Origin of the sequence: Fervidobacterium sp. 2310opik-2 (genome assembly GCF_011057735.1) — a bacterium.
GTDB lineage: Bacteria > Thermotogota > Thermotogae > Thermotogales > Fervidobacteriaceae > Fervidobacterium > Fervidobacterium nodosum.
The window spans coordinates 1-3,363 of the sequence record NZ_LNGG01000028.1 but is presented as its reverse complement, the minus strand read 5'-3'; the positions used below and the strand labels follow the sequence as shown (position 1 = coordinate 3,363).

3 protein-coding genes are annotated in these 3,363 nt (G+C 33.6%); all 3 read left to right on the top strand.

Annotated features, from left to right (window positions below):
• On the top strand, window positions 1–719 hold a 719-nt coding region (locus AS161_RS08820; protein WP_164542537.1), incomplete at its 5' end, for a glycosyltransferase family 4 protein.
• A 4-nt stretch (window positions 720–723) separates the two neighbouring features.
• A complete protein-coding gene (locus tag AS161_RS08815; RefSeq protein ID WP_164542536.1) occupies window positions 724–1,866 on the top strand; it encodes a glycosyltransferase in 1,143 nt (380 codons plus the stop codon).
• Window positions 1,866–3,305: an oligosaccharide flippase family protein gene (locus AS161_RS08810; RefSeq protein WP_164542535.1), complete on the top strand. Its 1,440-nt coding sequence runs from the start codon at window positions 1,866–1,868 to the stop codon at window positions 3,303–3,305. The genes AS161_RS08815 and AS161_RS08810 overlap by 1 nt, the downstream gene beginning before the upstream one ends.
• Window positions 3,306–3,363 lie beyond the last annotated feature (58 nt).

Here is a 3,363-nt window from a genome sequence, read left to right as displayed (position 1 = left end):
TTATAACTGTCGACAGTAGGTTAAAAAATTATGTGATTCAAGAATTTGGCTATCCAGAGGATAAGGTTACTGTTATATACAACGCTGTTGATACTGAACTCTTCAAACCTGTTACAAATGAAGAAAAAATTTTACTTCGAGGTAAGCTCGGACTCCCAAAAGATGCCTTTATTGTACTTGTTCCAAGAAGATATGTAAAAAAGAACGGAGTAGACTATGCCGCACGTGCTTTTTCTAAAATTAAGTCGAATGATTATCTCTTTGTTTTTGCTGGTCGAGGTCCATTAAAATCTGAAATTCAGGAAATGCTCAAAGATAACTCCAACGCACTCATACTTGATGCTATACCAAATGCAGAAATTCACAAATATTATAAAGCGGCTGATTTGATATTAATACCAAGTGTTTCCTCTGACGATATCGAAGAAGCAACTTCGCTGAGTATGTTGGAGGGAATGGCGTGTGGGAAAGTAGTTGTGTGCACGAATATAGGTGGTATGAAAGAAGTTGTAAAACATATGGAGAATGGAATCCTTATAGAGCAAAAGAATATTGATGCAATAATTGAAACCTTACAGTATGTTAAGAGTAACTACGATGAGCTCTCTCAACTTAGACAAAGGGCAAGAGAATATGTTGTAAAGAATCACTCATATATTGAACATGCGAAAAAAATTGTTGAAATATATGAAAAAGTTATTTCAGAAACAAGGCGGTGAAGTTATGAAGATATCCGTTCTGATGCCAACTTACAATGATGCCAAGTATGTAGGTAAGTCAATAGAAAGTGTCTTAAGTCAACGGGAAGTAGATGTTGAACTTATAATCGTAAATGATGGCTCAACCGATGAGACAGAAAAGATTGTGCTTTCTTATAACGATGGAAGGATAAAGTATATAAAACAGGAGAATAAAGGGCAACTTGACGCATTATTGAATGGCAGTAAGTTTATAACTGGGGATTTCGTTTGTTTATTTCATTCTGATGACTTGTTGACTGATGAATTTGCTTTCAAAAGGAATGCAACAACAATCCTTGAAAAAAATTTGGATGGTGTGTACAGTGATTATGTAAAAATAAATGAAAAAGACGAAGAAACTGGGGTTTTGAGAGTATACAAAGACTTCGGTGAAAAGGCTTTAAAAAAATTAATCCATTTGAATGGAGCTAATGTAATAGGTGACCACTTTTTTGTAAAGAAAGAAGTGTTTTTTAGGTATATTGTAAAAAATTATATAATATGGAACCAGCCTTACTGGTTCAAAATAAAAGACGGAAAAATACACTTATTGAGATTGAGTTATATAAGTCAGCCATGGTACAAATACCGTGTTTACAGTGAAAATTACGCAAGAAGTGAGGTTGGAAAATTTGTAGCATCAAACGGAGTTATTAGAACAATTGTAGAGCTATCTAAATTTTACAAGATACATTTCGCGGGTTTTAGATACATTCACAAGTTACCAACTAACTTAGTTGTTCACCATTCAGAAATTGGTTACGAGCAATATCGCAGGCAAGTGTACAATTTAATCAAGAAAATTTTTAAAAATTACGGTGTGTCTTCCAAAAGTAGTATTTATTACGAAGCTCTTCTTAACTTTTATAGGAGAAAATCGAATGTAAAACTTGAGATTGAGGATAAATTAATCAAAGAAGCTCCTCTATTGTTTGGAAAGGATGTCAATATTTTTTACAATATGCTTTTAAGTAATAATCTTCCAAGACTCTATAAGCTTTTATTAGAGACAGCATTTAAAGGTGGATTTGAAATTGTAGTAAACAAAGAGTATGAGAAAAAAATCAATTTAATTCTTAAATTTCTAAGTCTTTCCGTTCCGGTATCCAAAAAAGGAGGATATTAATGAATATAAATGAACGTAATCTTTTGAAGAAATATATTTCATTCTCGCTCGGTACTTGGTTCAAAGCGCTTATATCTTTCTTTATCACACCAATTACTACTTGGATAATCAATCCAGAAGAGTTTGGAAAAGCCGCAATGTTTTCCACCGTTTACTCGATAATTTTACTTGCAAGCCTTCTTGGCACTCCTTCGGCTTTACTTAGATTTTTCCCACAAAAATCGGAAGAGGAAAAAACTATCCTTTTGTGGAGTAGTCTTATAACACCAATTATTTTGAGTGCATTGGTAAGTATCGTTGTTTTTATTTTTAAATCCTCTATAAACGCTTTTCTCGTGGGAACTAGTGTATCAAATGCTCATGTTATTTTAATTGCAACGCTAATAACTGGAATTTTCCAAACATTCAATATGAACCTAGTTAGAACTAAAGGAAGAGGAATTCTTTTCTCAGCAATTGACATAACTCAGTCAATCAGTCAAATAGGTTTTATTTTGCTTTATGCTCTGCTTGTAAAACGCGATTTTTACGCTTTGCTTTACGCACAGCTTTTTTCGAATATTTTAGCGCTCGGTATTGGAATGTATTTTGAGAGAGATTATTGGTTCCCGATAAAGATAGATAAAAAATTAGTTTTTGAAGTAGTACAATACGGATATCCGCTTGTTTTCTCCGGCCTTTTTTGGTGGATCCTTAATTGGATAGATAGGGTCGTGTTACGTTTGTACGTAGACTTTTCTGAGATTGGACTTTACAGTGCCGCCTTCAAAATAATCTCGGCGATGAATTTACTTACAAGTGGTTTTTCAACACTTTGGTATCCCTTTGCATACGAACAATATGAGAAAAACCCTGAAAACAAAATTATATTTAAAAGAACTTTGGACTACGTGGCTTTTTTAACATTCTCTGCAGGGTTTGTTCTGCTTTCATTTAAAGATGTTATCTTCCTTTTGCTTGCAAAAACGTACAGGCCAGCTGCAGCAATTTCTCCATTTTTAATCTTGAATCCTGTGATGATGACTACGGCTATTGTTGTTGCAAGAGGGATAGACTTTTCGAAGAAAACATACTGGTTTATTGTTAGCAACAGCACAGCGGCTATATTCAATTTAATAGGAAATTTCCTGTTGATTCCAATTTTTGGAGCAAAAGGGGCGGCAGTTTCAACAGGATTATCTTTTATAATTGTTTTTGCCATCGAATCAAGTGTCTCCAAAAAGTTGTATCCTGTTCCATACAATTTGAGGAAGGTTTACTATCTTGTGATTAGTTTTATTTGCTCGGCGTTGCTCCATACATTTTCGCAAAGTCTATTCCTATCAATTCTTTCTTCATTAGTTGGACTTCTTGCCACAGTTTTTCTATACAAATCAGAATTCTCAAAAGTGTTTTCAGTTAGCGTTGATTTATTCAAATCTATATTCCGTCGTGAATAGCTAAAATATTCTTAATGGTAATTTATTAAGAATAAATGTTACTCAACTAAAAAGATCG

Excerpts from the sequence above, each read along its gene's own strand:
- AS161_RS08815 (WP_164542536.1), top strand. The coding sequence starts at position 724 with ATGAAGATATCCGTTCTGATGCCAACTTACAATGATGCCAAGTATGTA.
- AS161_RS08810 (WP_164542535.1), top strand. The coding sequence starts at position 1,866 with ATGAATATAAATGAACGTAATCTTTTGAAGAAATATATTTCATTCTCG.